Source organism: Anaplasma platys (genome assembly GCF_012790675.1).
GTDB lineage: Bacteria > Pseudomonadota > Alphaproteobacteria > Rickettsiales > Anaplasmataceae > Anaplasma > Anaplasma platys.
On sequence record NZ_CP046391.1, the window covers coordinates 602,536 to 617,422 of the forward strand.

Annotated in this window: 14 protein-coding genes and 1 pseudogene; 13 read left to right on the forward strand and 2 right to left on the reverse strand. The window is 43.0% G+C overall.

The annotated features are described in order from the left end of the window. Window positions 1-176: 176 nt before the first annotated feature. From ANPL_RS02500 to ANPL_RS02510, 3 genes and pseudogenes are all read left to right on the forward strand, one after another. Window positions 177-650 (forward strand): annotated as a pseudogene (locus tag ANPL_RS02500) (phage terminase large subunit); the annotation flags it as partial. 571 nt (window positions 651-1,221) lie between these two features. Continuing rightward, window positions 1,222-1,905, forward strand: coding sequence for a hypothetical protein (locus tag ANPL_RS02505; RefSeq protein WP_169193209.1), 684 nt, complete (start codon window positions 1,222-1,224; stop codon window positions 1,903-1,905). Between the two features lie 370 nt (window positions 1,906-2,275). Next, window positions 2,276-2,728 carry a hypothetical protein gene (locus tag ANPL_RS02510; protein WP_169193210.1) on the forward strand — a complete coding sequence of 151 codons (453 nt, stop codon included), beginning with the start codon at window positions 2,276-2,278 and terminating at the stop codon, window positions 2,726-2,728. Between the two features lie 1,054 nt (window positions 2,729-3,782). Here the strand turns inward: ANPL_RS02510 and ANPL_RS02515 are convergent. Next, entirely contained in the window at window positions 3,783-4,487 is a 705-nt protein-coding gene (locus ANPL_RS02515; RefSeq protein ID WP_169193211.1) for an alpha/beta hydrolase, read from the reverse strand. A gap of 189 nt (window positions 4,488-4,676) precedes the next feature. Here ANPL_RS02515 and ANPL_RS02520 point away from each other — a divergent pair, with 189 nt between their 5' ends. The 10 genes from ANPL_RS02520 to ANPL_RS02565 all read left to right on the forward strand — a co-directional run bounded on the left by ANPL_RS02520 (window position 4,677) and on the right by ANPL_RS02565 (window position 13,820). After that, window positions 4,677-6,233, forward strand: a complete 1,557-nt coding sequence (locus tag ANPL_RS02520) for an aminotransferase class V-fold PLP-dependent enzyme (RefSeq protein WP_169193212.1) — start codon at window positions 4,677-4,679, stop codon at window positions 6,231-6,233. Between the two features lie 23 nt (window positions 6,234-6,256). Beyond that, window positions 6,257-7,495 carry an IscS subfamily cysteine desulfurase gene (locus tag ANPL_RS02525; RefSeq protein WP_169193213.1) on the forward strand — a complete coding sequence of 413 codons (1,239 nt, stop codon included), beginning with the start codon at window positions 6,257-6,259 and terminating at the stop codon, window positions 7,493-7,495. Window positions 7,496-7,506: 11 nt separating this feature from the next. Continuing rightward, window positions 7,507-7,917 (forward strand): Fe-S cluster assembly scaffold IscU, encoded by a 411-nt coding sequence (iscU, locus tag ANPL_RS02530; protein WP_169193214.1) that lies wholly within the window; start codon window positions 7,507-7,509, stop codon window positions 7,915-7,917. Between the two features lie 8 nt (window positions 7,918-7,925). Continuing rightward, entirely contained in the window at window positions 7,926-8,309 is a 384-nt protein-coding gene (locus tag ANPL_RS02535) for a HesB/IscA family protein (RefSeq protein ID WP_169193215.1), read from the forward strand. After that, entirely contained in the window at window positions 8,302-8,757 is a 456-nt protein-coding gene (locus tag ANPL_RS02540) for a Fe-S protein assembly co-chaperone HscB (RefSeq protein ID WP_169193627.1), read from the forward strand. Before ANPL_RS02535 ends, ANPL_RS02540 begins: the two co-directional genes overlap by 8 nt. After that, window positions 8,735-10,540, forward strand: a complete 1,806-nt coding sequence (locus ANPL_RS02545; protein ID WP_169193216.1) for an Hsp70 family protein — start codon at window positions 8,735-8,737, stop codon at window positions 10,538-10,540. Before ANPL_RS02540 ends, ANPL_RS02545 begins: the two co-directional genes overlap by 23 nt. A 44-nt stretch (window positions 10,541-10,584) precedes the next feature. Beyond that, window positions 10,585-10,938, forward strand: coding sequence for a ferredoxin family 2Fe-2S iron-sulfur cluster binding protein (locus ANPL_RS02550; RefSeq protein WP_169193217.1), 354 nt, complete (start codon window positions 10,585-10,587; stop codon window positions 10,936-10,938). Window positions 10,939-10,967: 29 nt separating this feature from the next. Further along, window positions 10,968-12,260 carry a hypothetical protein gene (locus tag ANPL_RS02555; RefSeq protein WP_169193218.1) on the forward strand — a complete coding sequence of 431 codons (1,293 nt, stop codon included), beginning with the start codon at window positions 10,968-10,970 and terminating at the stop codon, window positions 12,258-12,260. A 337-nt stretch (window positions 12,261-12,597) separates the two neighbouring features. After that, window positions 12,598-13,026: a cytochrome c-type biogenesis protein gene (locus ANPL_RS02560; protein ID WP_236822780.1), complete on the forward strand. Its 429-nt coding sequence runs from the start codon at window positions 12,598-12,600 to the stop codon at window positions 13,024-13,026. A gap of 113 nt (window positions 13,027-13,139) precedes the next feature. Next, the gene (locus tag ANPL_RS02565; RefSeq protein WP_169193219.1) at window positions 13,140-13,820 is read left to right on the forward strand and encodes a cysteine desulfurase family protein; all 681 of its coding nucleotides are present in this window, start codon (window positions 13,140-13,142) and stop codon (window positions 13,818-13,820) included. A gap of 98 nt (window positions 13,821-13,918) precedes the next feature. Here the strand turns inward: ANPL_RS02565 and ANPL_RS02570 are convergent, their stop codons facing one another. Then, the gene (locus tag ANPL_RS02570; protein WP_169193220.1) at window positions 13,919-14,491 is read right to left on the reverse strand and encodes a UbiX family flavin prenyltransferase; all 573 of its coding nucleotides are present in this window, start codon (window positions 14,489-14,491) and stop codon (window positions 13,919-13,921) included. Window positions 14,492-14,887 lie beyond the last annotated feature (396 nt).

A 14,887-nucleotide genomic window follows, 5' to 3' on the forward strand; every position in this document is an offset into this window, starting at 1 on the left:
CCTAGTTGTTCCTAATTTCCCGCGGGTTTTTGTAAGTTTTGTGTTCTAAAAAAGACCCGTGCGGAAATGCATGCCTAGGAAACCTATAAAGATTGTTATGTCTTCTAAAGAACCTATATCTTATACCTTATTCGCGCCAGAAGGCTATAGTCCTGTAAGTTCGAAAACAAAATTATATGAAATTTACTAACTTTATTAGGTTAGTCTTTTCCACCATTGCTCCGGATAGCAGATATCAGGAAAATTGGCATGTAAAAGTTATAGCTGACAGGCTACAAGCAGCACTTTCTGGCGATATAACGCGGCTTATAATTAATACTCCACCCAGGACGCTGAAATCTACATGTGTTAGTGTTGCATGGCCAGCATGGATATTAGGGCAAAATCCAAGTGCGAGAATTATTGTTGCCAGCTACTCTCAGATCCTGAGCGAAAAATTATCTCTCGAGACAAGATGCATATTACAGTCCCCTTGGTACAGGGAAGTTTTTCCCGAAGTTGAGATATCAAAAGAACAAAATACAAAACGAAAACTGCAGACAACAAAACTTGGATACAGATTTGCGACTTCTGTCGGTGGCTCACTCACTGGTGATGGAGGGAACTTCCTAATCCTAGATGACCCAATGAACCCCTTACAAGCTGAAAGCATAATGTGGCTGAATTGTGCAGATTGAGAGAGTTGGATTAGAGAAAAAAGAGCAGGAGAAACGGACGCATTCATTAGCAGGAACAACTCGGAGATGGACACAATCAGCTTGTAATTTTCTCTGGTCCGATTTCTTTTTTCAGCAGTATGCAGTGTTGTTAAAGCTCTAACTGCCATCTTGTGCCCTGTTTGTCTTTACTGGGTGTCTAGTTAGCAATCCTCAATGGCAGAAATACCATAAATATACCACTCTCTTTTTCTCTTTTACTATCCTCGACAAGCATACTGTTGTTACATCATAATACATATAGAAAGCAGTAACTATACAGGCTTCCACAGCTATTTCTTGGATTCAAATAGGCGATTTAATAAATACTCTAAATTCAAAATCCATGAGGCGAAGGACAGAGTTATAACTAAATCGCTTCCTAATACATTACTTACAGTTATTAAAATAACTTACTTCAAAAATAGATAATTAGTACTTTGACTTAAATCAACGATGGAAGTATTAACATTTATTGCCGTACGTAATGTAGTTGCGGGTTCTAAACAAAAAAATAAGAGATAAAATGTTCGAAGAACAAAAAAGAAAACTTCGTCTATTGTTAAATAATACAGAAGCGCTGAGAGCATATTTTGATATGGTATGTGTTGTTTCAGCACTGCTTCTTATGCTCATGTGCACACATTATGCAGCCATTATCAATGCGGACACTACGCTTTTTTATTTATTAAGTTTCCTATTCTTCTTTGTGCTAGCGGCAGTTCCGATTGTTAGTGACACGCATAAAATGCTAAATGGCTATGGAAAGGAGACTAGTAACGCGCGCACTGCGATGATGACAGCTGTAGCGTGTTTTATGGGGATTTCTTTTTTTTACATACTCTCTAAAATGGCGAATGCTTATGAAAATCCTTTGCCCACTATGTCAGCATGTGGATTTATTCTCTGCTATTGCATCAACTTATGTTGTATGGTTGGTCTTCCTGGAGTATGGCTGGTTGCTCGTCTTGTTGAGCATGATATGTACAAACGTGGCATCTATGGTAGCGACAGTTTAAGAGATGCTGATAGCGATCAAAGTGAATTGAAGCGCGTTGCAGAAGATGCGGTTTCTGAGGTGCCAGCTGATGAAGCTGTAGGAGTACATGACAGCGATATGGAAAAAAGTACGGATGTGGATCAGGTATTCGTCAGTCAAGCAACACTGTCGTTGGACACTAAAAGGCAAGAAGAAGAGCTGTCTTTATAAGATGCCGTCTTGATTAAGATTAGTGCAGTTTTTCAATATGTTTCTTCATTAATGACATATATTATATTAATAGATAATGGTATTTTCACCAAAGTTGCCTATTGAATATTAATACTCATTAACTATATGTCTTGGTAAAAAGTTTTAAAGAGGGGAAATGTCACGAGATCAGGATGGAGAATGCACCCAATCGTTAACTAGTTCCCAGCTCATTGTATGCGCCGTTTGTGTTATCTTACCTATAATGTTCACCTCTTTATGGGTGTATGCAGCTACTGCGAGTAGTATAGCTATATCTATTGTATATATACTTGCCTCCCAGGTTATGCTCGTGACTATCTGCCCGTTTTTCATGTCTGATTGTAGTCGAATGGCAAATAGGGATGAACCGGAGACTGGTAGAGTACGTACTGCGGTGATGCTAGCTTTTGCAACGTTTTGCATTACTTCTTTCTTTTTAAAGTCATTTTATGGATACAGTGGCTTTGTTGTTCCCATTGGTGCGCTATGGTTATGTAATGTGATGGACGTTTTCTCGCTGATGGTAGCTCCGGTTCTATGGTGTGCTTACCGCTTTTGTGAACATTCTTTGAAAGTAGGATCAACCTCCGTACAGTATGGTAGTAGAAGCAGTACTCCTTGCGAACCACGCGAATTTGCGCGCGATGTTGCAGCGGAACTGCTGGCTGAAAATCAGTTAATTCACGACCGTATAAGGGAGAGAAATCGTTCCGTGATGGAAGGTGAAGGTATCGATGAAGTAGATCAAGTATTTATTGCTCAAGGAATGGTGCCTATGGAGCAGTTTGCGCGTGGCGTGTAGAAGAACATACCGTAATAATCCCGCCTGTAATATTATAGCAAGTGTGTTGCAGAGGACTTAGAAAAAGAGAAGCACTCTTCGAGCGCCACGTCAGTTTGTTCTGATCTTATCGCTTCTTTAAATATGAACACAACGACGATTGAGGCTAACCCGAGGCGCCAAAGGATGTTAATCCCATATGCCGTAGAGCTCCTCAAACATATTTTGCTTGGGAGGCGAGAAGAAGTGCAAAGTTGTAGCTCGTATCAGTAGTTTCCATATGCCTGATGCGGGGAAATCTAGCGTCTTGTTGCGACGCACGATGTCGATGTATAAATGCTTTCAACATGTTTGTGACGAATGTCAACCGCATTAGTTTTCAGAACTTTTTGAATCGCATCTAGCAGTCATCGCGGTGGGAGAATGCGATTTGATTCCTAAATTATATAAAATGCAAAATATGGTGCAGGGCTTGGTTAGGTCTAAAAACTCATTGAATGGAGATGCTATTAAATTCGAGTGCTTGTTTTTTATGTCCTTTGTTATTATGTCGATCTAAAAGTCAGAAGACTGGCTGTGTTCTCAGGCGTGTAAGCCATTCACCGAGCCACATTGCCACACTTGACCCCACAGGAAGTGCTATCTTTTTATACAGGTAGACACCCGTGCTCAGTTTGTGTAGGTCCTTTTAGGATAAAATCGAAACATATTAGTGATTTCCAATGTATGAATCCATATGGACGCGGTGAAAAGTAATTTGAAGTGATCGCCTATAATTCCTGGTAGGAGATGTAGTGAGAGGTTGAAAACATTCTCGTGATACCAATGCCTAGACCACAAAGATGTGCAAGGAGATGAGGAACCCATTCTAAGCAATGCTGCAGTTTAGAACACAAAAATCCGGAGTGCTTGCGAAGGAAGAAGTTAAAGAACGGGCAATCCGCGGGTGTCTTTTCCCATAGGGAATACATACGTCGTCAAGCTTTAATGCCCAAGCTTGCTTACACTCAATTGAAGCTCCTATGTGCGTACCTAAGCCTTACAGTGTGCAACACCACAAGGCTCAGGCTATTTTCTAACCAGCGAAAACGGGACGCTTTGCACGAGCCTGCTTCTTAGAAGGTATAGCAGATTCCTTGCCGAGGATGCGTGCCTTTAAGTAGGCGTCTACAACTTTACCAAGTTGCTCTGTATAGTCTCTGAAGAAGTGGTCTGCATTTTCAATAACGCAATACTGCATGAACTCACTCTTGATAGAAGCGCCAAGCCTCGCAGCAAGCTGGGACACCGAAGATTCCTCAGCGATGCTGTCATTGTCACCTTGAATAATCAAACCGGGCACCGGACAAGGAGACAAAAAAGAGAAATCATACCTATTGGCAGGAGGGGATACGGCTACGAATCCGTCAACCTCAGGCCTCCGCATCATGAGCTGCATTGCTACCCACGCACCAAAAGAAAAACCCGCCACCCAAAATGACGATACTGCAGGACTATTGTTTTGTAACCAGTCTGCTGCTGCTGCTGCGTCGCTTAGCTCTCCCACTCCCTTGTCAAACACGCCCGCGGACTTCCCTATCCCACGGAAATTTATACGAAGTACTGAGAAACCATTTTCGGCAAAAACCTTATACAAATTGTATACGATCTTATTATCCATACTTCCACCGTATTGCGGATGAGGATGTAGTATGAGAACCAGGGGAGCATTTGCATCTCTTCCGCTGGTAAACCTTCCCTCTATTTTTCCGGCAGACCCATTAAAAAAAACTTCGCGCATTCTATATACCAAGACCTTTCCATATAGCACTTGATAAAAACCTACTTGACATGAGGTATATTATTTATTACCACTGTGCAACATGGGGATGCTAACCAAAAAGTTTCCGTATACCAAAGGTTTTTTTTGATTCTGTAAATGCAAAGGCCCTAGGGGCATGTTTTAAAGGTACCCAATAATGAGACTGAAGTGTTGATGACAACTAGGTTGCGTTATGCTGTCATGTTTATGGTCAGTCTGGTGCAACAAGAAAATCAGGGTGTCGCTAGACCGAAAAGGGCTTCAGTAATCGCAGATAAGCAGTCTCTCTCAGAAGGATATCTCGAGAGGGTGGTTATGTATCTCAAGAACAAAGGGCTTGTTAAATCACGCAAGGGTCCTGGTGGAGGTTATTCACTAGGTATGCCACCCGAACGAATTACGCTTGACCAGCTTTTGTACTCAGTTGGTGACAAGGTCAAGATGGTTAGGTGCCAAGGAGATGACGGGGGATGCGTATCAGCCGCGGGGGAAAAGTGTAATAGCCATTACCTGTGGGAGGGTATTGAAAGGTATATGATGCATTACCTTTCGAATACGACTCTTCTTGATGTCTTTAACAATACTCTAAAGGAATTTGGAGGGAGCGACAGACATCGTATTTATGCTGATAACAATTCCACTGCAGAAATATGCCCTAAAGTGCGTCATAAAATAGGAAATGCTCTTCTATTTGGGAACTTTTATAATCCTTCCGCAGTCTATAGCTTGGGGCAGAAGTCTCGCAAGCTATTGGAAGATGTTAGGAGGTTGGTGATAGAAGTTTTGGACGCTAAAGGGTACGATGTGATTTTCACATCTTCTGGAACAGAAGCCAATAACTTAGTATTTAACCGCTGTGGCCATCGTCACATAATATCAGCAATAGAGCATCCATCAGTAATAAATTCCGCTACCAATCCGCATTTCATTCCCGTAGACTCTAATGGTGTTATTTCCCTAACCGCATTGGAAAGTATGTTAAAAGACCTCGGAGGGGAGGGGGCACTCGTGTCGGTAATGCTAGCAAACAACGAAATCGGAGTGATCCAACCAGTAAGAGAAGTTGTGAGCATAGCGAGAAAGTATGGAGCAGTAGTACATACAGATGCGGTACAGGCATGTGGCAAGATACCGCTGAGTGTACTGGATCTCGGGGCAGATTTTGTTACAATCTCATCGCATAAGATAGGAGGCATGCCTGGCGCAGGTGCATTGTTATATAACAGCAATAGAGTCGGTATAGTACCTATGCTGCATGGTGGTATGCAGGAAAATGGCTTACGAGCTGGTACTGAAAATGTTCATGCCATCTATTCCATGGCAGTTGCTTTGGAAAACCTTTCGTGTCGTTTAAAGAAAATGGCCGATGTTTTATCGGCTAGGGATTTAATAGAGAGTAGGATAAGGGAAGCATCTGCTACCAGCATTATTTTTGGTTCTGGTGCTGTTAGGCTTCCTAATACTACTTGTGTATCAATGCCAGGAGTGAGCAGTGAAACGCAGCTAATAGGATTTGATAGCAGAGGTATTGCTGTGGGGATTGGATCTGCATGTTCTTCAGGGAAGCGTGATAAATCTCACGTGTTGTCAGCAATAGGAGCTGAGGAAGAGCATATTAAGAGTGCTATCAGGATAAGTCTTGGCCCAGATGTAGATATTGAGCAAGCTAGCAGAATTGCAGACTGTTGGTGCGGTATTTATAGCAGTTTTATTTCGCTGAATTAGTTTTTAAGTAGTTGAGGTAGGTAATGAAAAAAGAAAAAAATAACAGGCTAAAACTACCTGTGTTTTTCGATTACCAGGCTACTACCCGAGTTGACGATAGGGTTATCCAGGCGATGATACCGTATTTTCAGCAGTTCTCTAATCCTCACTCACGCAGTCATTGCTTCGGATGGAAAGCTGAAGCTGCTGTGGAACAGGCGCGCGAACAGGTTGCTAATGCCATCGGCGCCGATTCCAAGGAAGTTATTTTCACTTCTGGGGCGACTGAATCCAATAACCTAGCAATCAAGGGGGTTGCTCGTTTTTATCGGAACAGAGGCAATCATATTGTGACTGTGAGTACAGAGCACAAGTGCGTCCTGGACTCTTGTCGTCATCTAGAAACAGAAGGCTTTGAAGTTACTTACCTTGGAGTGCAAAAGGACGGGATAATTGATCTTGAAAAGTTAAAAAGTGCAATAAGAGATGATACAATATTAGTATCGGTCATGATGGTGAATAACGAGATAGGTGTTATTCAGCCCATACGTGAAATAGGAGAGATATGCAAAAGTGATGGAAGGGAGGTGTTTTTCCATACTGATGCAGCGCAGGCATTTGGAAAGCTGCAGATTGATGTTAATGAAATGCGTGTAGACTTGCTTAGCGTTTCTGGGCACAAGATATATGGCCCAATGGGAATAGGAGCGTTGTACATACGTAAACGTAACCCTAGGGTCAGGTTGGTGCCTTTGTTTAATGGTGGTGGGCAAGAGCGTGGCATGCGGTCCGGCACTGTTCCAACTCCACTTGCTGTGGGTCTCGGAGAAGCTGCTAGAATTGCCTTTGAAGAGGTGGAAGTCGAGAGTGAGAGGATAAAGAAGTTGCGTGATGTGTTATATGATAGGATAATGAATGAGTTACCATATGTTGTATTAAACGGGTGTTATACTCGAAGGATACCAGGTAACTTGAACTTGAGCTTTTCCTATGTTGAGGGGGAGTCGCTGATTATGTCGATTAGTGATCTCGCTGTTAGTTCTGGGTCTGCGTGTACATCCGCGTCGCTTGAGGCTTCCTATGTGCTGCGTGCGTTAAATGTAGATCAAGACTTGGAGCATTCTTCCATTAGGTTTGGAATAGGTAGGTTTACGACTTTAGAGGAAGTTGAGCACGCTGCAGATCTTGTGGTCAGTAGCGTGAAAAAGCTCAGGGAGATAAGCCCTCTGTGGGAGATGATGCAGGAGGGGACAGATTTGAAGAGCATTAAATGGGATGAGTAGGAGGAGATAAGATGAGTTACAGTGACGAAGTATTGCGTCGTTGCAAAGATCCTCAGAATGTGGGCTCCTTGCCGAAAGACGCTGATGATGTTGGAACTGGATTAGTAGGCGCCCCAAGCTGTGGTGATGTGATGAAGCTACAGATAAAGGTGGATGAGGGCGGTAAGATAGTGGACGCAAAGTTTAAGACTTTCGGTTGCGGTGCGGCTATAGCTGCTAGTGCTCTTGCTACAGAAAGGATTATGGGGAAGACCGTAGATGAGGCGTGTACGCTGAAGAATACGGTCTTGGCTAGGGAGTTGTCGCTTCCCCCCGTGAAAATACATTGTTCTTTGCTAGCAGAGGACGCGGTTAAGGCAGCGGTTAATGATTATCGCAAGAAGCAGGAAGCCAAGTCTATAGGTGGCACTATTAGCGAATAGAGATCGTTATGGTTGAGGGTGTGTCGCGAGGTGATGATAAGGGGGTGGCTGAATTTCCTGTTGAGATCACTGATGCAGCGCTGCAGAAAATGAAAGAGTTGTTGCTTGATAAGAAGGACTGTGGGGTGGCAATCCGGATACTTATAAAGCAAAAGGGGTGCTATGGTCTCAGGTATTACGTTGAGTATGCCTATGATGAGAGGCCTTTAGAAGTTAAGATTAAGAGGATGGTAGACGGGTTTGACGTTACTATACTCATAGAGCCAAAAGCCATGATGTTCATACGCGGAACCACTATAGACTACTACAGCGATAAGTTGTCATCTGGTTTTACTTTTAATAACCCTAATGAAAAAGGTAGATGTGGGTGTGGTAAAAGTTTTTATGTCTGAGGATTATTTCGCATTACTTGGCTTGAGAGATGTGAGTTTCTCAATAGACCTTCCTCTTATGGAAAAGAATTATATCGGAATTCAGCGTTCTTCTCATCCGGATAGATTTTTCTCCATAAGGGATAAAGAAACCGCGGCGCGCCATATAGCAAAGGTCAATAAGGCGTATCTTATACTAAAATCTCCGGAATCTCGTGCAGAATACATACTTTCTGTTGGGGGGGTAAAACTGAGCGATGAGGATAGGAGTAAAATCGTCGAGGAAATATTCAGTCTCAAGCTCAATGGGGTTGATGTTGGAGCAGAGGTGTCAAATTGTTTAAAGTCCATGGAAAAGGCTTTTGCAGAGTGTCAGATGTATGAAGCTGCAATTCAGCTTGAAAGGCTTAAATATCTCAAGAGAATGTCTAGTGGGATTGAGGGGTATGCAGTTAGTAGATATAGCTGAGCCTGAAATTGTTAAGAGCCATGATGCTGTATATGGTATAGATCTTGGTACCACTAACTCTTTGGTAGCAAAGGCTGAAAAGGATGGCAGTGTGCTGGTCTTTGAGGATGCTTCTGGTAGTGTTCTTATCCCATCCATAGTTGGGTATAGCGGTGGTATTCCTGTTGCGGTAGGAAAGAGAAATGTCGAAGCAGTAACCATAAGCTCTGTCAAGAGGTTGATGGGTAAGGGTATAGGCGGTGTTCCGAGGAAATTTTGTGGCGTGCCCTTAGTTGAAAGAGATGGCGGGGTTGCTTTAGAAATAGAAAAGGGGCTTATTGTCTCTCCCGTTGAGGTATCAGCAGAGATTTTAAGGTGTCTTAGTAAGATGGTGCAAGAAGCTACTGGAGAGCCAATTGCGCACGCTGTGGTTACTGTTCCGGCGTACTTTGACGAAGTTGCTAGGAGAGAAACTCGTAACGCAGCTGAGCTTGCGGGTATAGAAGTATTGAGATTGCTTAATGAACCCACGGCAGCGCTTGTTGCATATGAGCAGATCTCTGATGGCGAGATTTGTATCGTGTACGATTTTGGTGGTGGCACATTCGATGTGTCAGTTGTTAAAATGCACGAGGGGGCCCTACAGATAATTGCCACTGCTGGCGATACATCATTGGGCGGAGATGATATAGACTTCCTTTTAGCAAAGTTAGTGCTCCAAAAGTACAGCGGGGAACAAGTGCGCGATGAGGAGGTTGTGCCAGTGGACCTTCTGTATGACGCAAAGCGCACGAAAGAGCTTATCTGCAAAGCAGGCTGTGAAGGGAAGTATGACTTCAAAGTAGGGAATGGTGCTACTTTTTCATGTGTAATAGATAGTAATGAGTTTGGGGGCTTAGTAGAATGTATAGTCAGGAGAACTGTTGCTATATTGGAGTCAGCTATGCTTGATGCTAAAGTTACCGTTCATGATGTTTCCAAAGTCGTTCTAGTTGGTGGATCTTCAAGGTTGCCACAGGTTAAAGAGTCGCTTAAGCAAATGTTTGGCGACAAGATATATGATGATGTTGATCCGGAGCGGGCGGTTGTGATAGGTGCTGCCTTGCAGGCGTATTATCTTTCAGATCCCGCTTCTGCGCCTAAAAGTAGAGTTCTTATAGATGTTGTACCTTTGTCGCTGTCCGTTGAGACTATGGGGGGAATTGCTGAAGTTATTATACCTCGGAACACTCCTGTTCCCGCGGTGGTAGCTCAAGAGTTTACTACATATGTGGATGGGCAGACTATGATCAGTATTCACGTCTGTCAAGGGGAGCGGGAAATTGTTGTGGAAAATAGGTCATTAGCCAAGTTTGACTTACAAGTTCCTCCATTACCTGCCGGTGCAGCAAGGGTTAGGGTTGAGTTTAGAGTAGACATGGATGGGTTGCTCACTGTATCGGCAAAAGATGTTTTGACTGGTCTGGAAAAGAATCTAGAAATAAACTCACTTCGTGGGGTTACGCAGGCCAATATTGAGCAAGCAGTCATAGATTCGGTAGAGAATTTCGATTCTGATATGGTTTTGAAAGAGCTAAGTAAAGCTAAGGCAGAAGGTGATAAGGTTCTTGAAGTGTTGGACGTGCTTATAGCTGGTGCAGAAGAGTTGCTTCCAGACAGTGAGCTAAAAGAGGTGCTAGATGCTGCATCCTCCCTCAAGGCAGCGCTAGCGGAATCGGCGGATGTAGATGAGATTCATGAGTTAGTAGAGAAGGCAAGCCTTGGGGTTATTCGGCTTAAGAAAAAGAAGAATAGTGTTTTTTGAGAAAAATAGTGATAATGGCCTGTAGTTTTGCGAGGTAAAGTAATATGCCATTTGTGACGTTTGTTTCTCCTGACGGTACCAAGGAGACTTACGAAGCATATGAAGGGGAGACTCTTCTCACTCTTGCTCATAGGAACAAAGTTGATTTAGAAGGCGCATGCGAAGGCTCTATGGCCTGTTCCACGTGCCATCTAATTGTTGCTCCTGAGTGGTATGGTAAGGTAGAGGAGTGCAACGAGCTAACAGATAACGAAAATGATATGTTAGATATGGCGTTTGGGTTGACTGAGACGTCTAGACTGGGATGCCAGATTGTCATGACTAAGGAGTTGGATGGATTGTGTGTGATGCTGCCTGGGGAGACTAGGAATGTGTCATTCAACCACAGTGAAGACTAAATAATCTTATATGAAGTAGGAGATCCGTAATGTCCAGAGCTAGGTGTTTTTTAATCTTCTTTCTGTTGCTATGCGGCATTGTAGGAGGGGGCGTATTCCTCTGTAGGATTGTCATAAAGGATGTGACATTAGGTCTCTTAGAGTCTCTAAAGGGAAATGGGGTTTTTCCAGATGGGATGTCTGTAGGCTATGAGAATATTTCTTTTGGATTATCTCTGAGTTCTGAGGCTTTGGAAGATGCGGTTAGTGAAGCTCAGCAAGCCTTTCCCAGTATTAACGTTCTGCTTGATGGATTTTTCGTGAGCGAAAAAGACAATGGCATGAAGCTTAAGGCAGAAGCTATTAAAGTTTCATATGGAATAGCTGGAAGGCGTATGAGTGTTTCGCTTCCTAGGGGTTTTGTTGACATTGAAAATGTTAGTGCGTCCTTTGGAGAAGGCTATGGGGATTTGCGTTGTAGCGTTGATCCTGTTTTGGTTGTGGAATGGCGCGATAATCTATTTCTCTCCGCTATTAAGAAGTTGCTGTACAAAAAAGGCGATAAGGGTGCGGAGAATCAGGTAGTTTCCTTTAGCTATGTAGATGCTGATGGAATCAGCTGTAAGGACCTTAACACGGGCAAAGACGTCTCTGTATATAACGATGCTCTCTTTAAATTTGGGGTGCTTGATGATGTTGAGGTACGTGCGGACGCTGAGGTAAACGCTAAAGATCGTCCTGATGGCAAGTTATCACTCAAGCTTTCTGATGTTGTGGTGCGTTTTTTCAAAAATGAGAGGCTTTCTGATGTTTCTATTACTTCCGCTGAATTGCGGGGGGATGACTTTTTGTTGACGCTGAATGGTGGTACTGCGCTGTCAGAAAAATGTGGACCATCTCCACTAGGCGTATGTGAATTTGAACTTACTCTAGGGTTTGAAGGTTATGACAACTTCTGGAAGTTTTTTGAAGAAATATTGCAAAAGAGACAGGTTCTTGATGAGGATAGCGGCTCCTTCATTATGCATAGGTCAATGTTTCAAGGGATCAAGCAGGTCATTCGTGATGTTTCAGTAAAAGGAGACGGAGATAAGCTGGTGCTGGATTTGAGAAAGACGCGCGATGGGAATGTGATGTTAGGCAGCATTACCTTAGCGGAATTTTTCCGCTCTGTGGAAGATGTAGTATCCAAGAGCGAAAATGCTAAAGAGCTACTCGAGGGGAGTGCCAATGATGTTTTGAGTGACTTGGACAAATCTTTGTCATCTGATGTCCTTAGTGGCACGGATTCGTCTGTGGTTCCCGAAGACTTTGAGGCCCCAGTCAAGGAACAGAATGATTAGTGTCTCTAGCCATGAAAATGCAGCTGTTTAGGCCGCATTTGCCTCGTGTAAGTGGGTATATATGTTGCGGGCTAGCCATTGATGGGTTCCTGCATGCGATATGCAGAGCAGGTCTGTCGTTTTTTGTATTTCATAAGGGTATTGCTGGGCCATTGAGTTTCTATGCACAATGTATTTTGATGGCTTTGACTAGCGGGGGATATGGGTCTGGATTTCAGTTAGTAGGCTATTCATACAAGGTTTTTCTCTATATCGTTTCACCGTTGTAAGGCGGTGTTTGTGCAATGCCCTTAATCCGCAGCATGGAAAGCTAGTATACTGTGAGTTCCGTGTTGTTGTGGGGAAACGAGGTTCTATGTTCAAGAAGACGTTTTTCTTCTTTTTTCTCTCCCTTTTTTTTATATGTGAGTTGCATGCTTTTTCTTTAGATGAAGGGGTGCTGAAAGGTGAATTAGAAACCAGAGCAGTGCGTCTATTCAAAATTACAAGGTGTATGATTTGCTCAGGGGAATCTCTTTATGATTCACAATCTTCATTTGCAAGAGAAGTGCGTGCTCTGATTAGAAAGGAAATACTCAAAGGAATGGAAGATGACGAAATACTTTCAAGTCTTAGAGAGCGCTATGGAATGCAAATACTTGCAAAAACGCCTTATGGTCGCGATACGTATCTATTGTGGGTTATCCCTGCGGTTGTTGCTGTGATTTTAGTGATTGCCATGTTTTTAAAGTTATTTATGGTTAGGAACAATAGCGTCTCGCATTAATATACCTAGATTGAAATCACATGCTTTCTAGGCCCTAAAAATCAAGTGTCTTGCTTTTATCCGTCTCCCGCCGCTTCTATTTGGTATGGCGCCCTGTGAACTAAGATCAAGTAATGCTAGCAAACAACGAAATCGGAGTGATCCAACCAGTAAGAGAAGTTGTGAGCATAGCGAGAAAGTATGGAGCAGTAGTACATACAGATGCGGTACAGGCATGTGGCAAGATACCGCTGAGTGTACTGGATCTCGGGGCAGATTTTGTTACAATCTCATCGCATAAGATAGGAGGCATGCCTGGCGCAGGTGCATTGTTATATAACAGCAATAGAGTCGGTATAGTACCTATGCTGCATGGTGGTATGCAGGAAAATGGCTTACGAGCTGGTACTGAAAATGTTCATGCCATCTATTCCATGGCAGTTGCTTTGGAAAACCTTTCGTGTCGTTTAAAGAAAATGGCCGATGTTTTATCGGCTAGGGATTTAATAGAGAGTAGGATAAGGGAAGCATCTGCTACCAGCATTATTTTTGGTTCTGGTGCTGTTAGGCTTCCTAATACTACTTGTGTATCAATGCCAGGAGTGAGCAGTGAAACGCAGCTAATAGGATTTGATAGCAGAGGTATTGCTGTGGGGATTGGATCTGCATGTTCTTCAGGGAAGCGTGATAAATCTCACGTGTTGTCAGCAATAGGAGCTGAGGAAGAGCATATTAAGAGTGCTATCAGGATAAGTCTTGGCCCAGATGTAGATATTGAGCAAGCTAGCAGAATTGCAGACTGTTGGTGCGATTAATGCATTATTGTGTACAACTCATGGTATATTAATTGACACAGCAGGTTTATATTTACACATGAACACTCCAGACAGTAACACTGCTTTCTACTATGTACTTAGCTTTTGTCTATGCCGCGCCACTCACGGTTTTTATCATGAATTCCAAAGATATTAAGTACCCTAAGGACTGAATGATCTACTATATCCATGGTGCTTTGAGGATTATGATAAAACGACGGTACCGGAGGAGCGACTATAGCCCCCATTTCGGTAAGTACAACCATGTTTCTTAAATGTCCCAGATGCAGGGGTGTTTCTCGCACCATTAATACTAGCTTTCGACGTTCTTTTAAAGTCACATCCGCTGCTCTTGTCAGTAGGTTAGAAGCAATACCTGCAGCAATTTCTGACATAGTGTGTACCGAACAGGGGGCAACTATCATTCCCTCGGTAACAAACGAGCCACTAGCAATCGAAGCGGCAATGTCTGAACTATCATGATAATGGGAACAGAATTCTTTTTCCAATTGCTCTGCGGTTATAAGATGTGAACATTCGTGCTTTATGGTCAATCTAGCAGCGTTACTTATTACTAAGTGTACTTCTGTAGTGGTGTTTTTAAGATAGTGGAGTAAACGCACTCCATAAATCGCCCCAGAAGCTCCGCTTATTCCCACAACAATTCTCATTTTTTGCTCCAATAGAACAGCGTGACGCGGTTCTAAGTTAAGAATACTTCAGCGACATTACAATCATTTTTTGGTCTGTATTTGTGCATATATAGGGCAGTGCCTGGGAGGGGGGGGGGGATGGCCATATTATGTTGCGGGAAGGTTTTTTAGTTCTCTCTATAGATGGCATCAGGTAGGATGGGGTATCGTTCATTAAGATGCATGGCATATGTCTGGCGTTTAGGTGTCGTTATACGGTAAAAAACAATCTTAAATTGTGACCTTTATATGTCATAACGTGTTTTGTGTTGCATAACTTCAATCTATAGTTGCAAGCTTCTAGTACTCTACTCGTGGGAGATTGGTATTTTTTTGTTGTGCTTTGTTACAGGTTACACTTCCTATATGTAAGTG

Bases quoted from the DNA above. Each gene is read 5' to 3' on its own strand.
- iscU (WP_169193214.1), top strand. From the start codon at position 7,507: ATGAGTTACAGTGACGAAGTATTGCGTCGTTGCAAAGATCCTCAGAAT.
- ANPL_RS02540 (WP_169193627.1), top strand. From the start codon at position 8,302: ATGTCTGAGGATTATTTCGCATTACTTGGCTTGAGAGATGTGAGTTTC.
- ANPL_RS02565 (WP_169193219.1), top strand. From the start codon at position 13,140: ATGCTAGCAAACAACGAAATCGGAGTGATCCAACCAGTAAGAGAAGTT.
- ANPL_RS02535 (WP_169193215.1), top strand. From the start codon at position 7,926: ATGGTTGAGGGTGTGTCGCGAGGTGATGATAAGGGGGTGGCTGAATTT.
- ANPL_RS02515 (WP_169193211.1), bottom strand. From the start codon at position 4,487: ATGCGCGAAGTTTTTTTTAATGGGTCTGCCGGAAAAATAGAGGGAAGG.
- ANPL_RS02570 (WP_169193220.1), bottom strand. From the start codon at position 14,491: ATGAGAATTGTTGTGGGAATAAGCGGAGCTTCTGGGGCGATTTATGGA.
- ANPL_RS02545 (WP_169193216.1), top strand. From the start codon at position 8,735: ATGCAGTTAGTAGATATAGCTGAGCCTGAAATTGTTAAGAGCCATGAT.
- ANPL_RS02525 (WP_169193213.1), top strand. From the start codon at position 6,257: ATGAAAAAAGAAAAAAATAACAGGCTAAAACTACCTGTGTTTTTCGAT.
- ANPL_RS02505 (WP_169193209.1), top strand. From the start codon at position 1,222: ATGTTCGAAGAACAAAAAAGAAAACTTCGTCTATTGTTAAATAATACA.
- ANPL_RS02550 (WP_169193217.1), top strand. From the start codon at position 10,585: ATGCCATTTGTGACGTTTGTTTCTCCTGACGGTACCAAGGAGACTTAC.
- ANPL_RS02510 (WP_169193210.1), top strand. From the start codon at position 2,276: ATGGCAAATAGGGATGAACCGGAGACTGGTAGAGTACGTACTGCGGTG.
- ANPL_RS02555 (WP_169193218.1), top strand. From the start codon at position 10,968: ATGTCCAGAGCTAGGTGTTTTTTAATCTTCTTTCTGTTGCTATGCGGC.